General features: G+C 64.1%; 1 protein-coding gene. It reads right to left on the bottom strand.

Features of this window, described 5'->3' with window-relative positions:
* Positions 1 to 677, bottom strand: a 677-nt coding sequence (locus A5673_RS30710; RefSeq protein WP_082958934.1) for a cyclopropane mycolic acid synthase family methyltransferase, incomplete at its 3' end; no start/stop codon positions are given.
* Positions 678 to 696 lie beyond the last annotated feature (19 nt).

Genomic DNA, 696 nt, shown 5'->3' with positions numbered 1-696 from the left:
GCCCACGTTTCGAGGGTCGTCGCGTAGTGCAGCCGCAGCGACTGGGTGCGCGTGATCTTGAAGCCGACCTCCTCCGCGTGCTCCTCGACCGACGGGATCGTCGGTAGCCAGCCGCCCGGGAAGATCTCGGCCAGGATGAACTGGGTGAAGTGGACCACTTCGTGGGTGAGCGGATTGCCCTGCGCCCTGGCCTCTTTGAACGTGGGACGCGTGATGGTGTGCAGCATCATGACGCCCTCGGCCGGCAGCACCCGGTAGGCCATCTTGAAGAAGTGGCCCCAGCGCTGGCGGCCGAAGTGCTCGAAGGCGCCGATGGAGACGATGCGGTCCACCGGCTCGTCGAACTTCTCCCAGCCCTCCAGCAGCACCCGCGTCGAGCGGTTCGTGTCCATCTGGTCGAACATCTTCTGCACGTGGTCGGCCTGGTTCTCCGACAGCGTCAGGCCGACGACGTTCACGTCGAACTTCTCGATCGCCCGTTGCAGCGCTCCGCCCCAGCCGCAGCCGATGTCGAGCAGCGTCATCCCGGGCTCGAGGTTCAGCTTGCCCAGCGCCAGGTCGAACTTGGCGTTCTGCGCCTCCTCGAGGGTCATATCGTCGCGCTCGAAATACGCGCAGGTGTACCCCATCGTCGGGTCTAGGAAGAGCGCGAAGAACTCGTCTGAAACGTCATAGATCGATTGCGACTCTTCGTAA

The sequence above is a fragment of the Mycobacterium sp. E3198 genome (genome assembly GCF_001667015.1).
GTDB lineage: Bacteria > Actinomycetota > Actinomycetes > Mycobacteriales > Mycobacteriaceae > Mycobacterium.
Note: the sequence above shows the minus strand (reverse complement) of the source record. Positions and strands in the feature narration are given on the sequence as shown.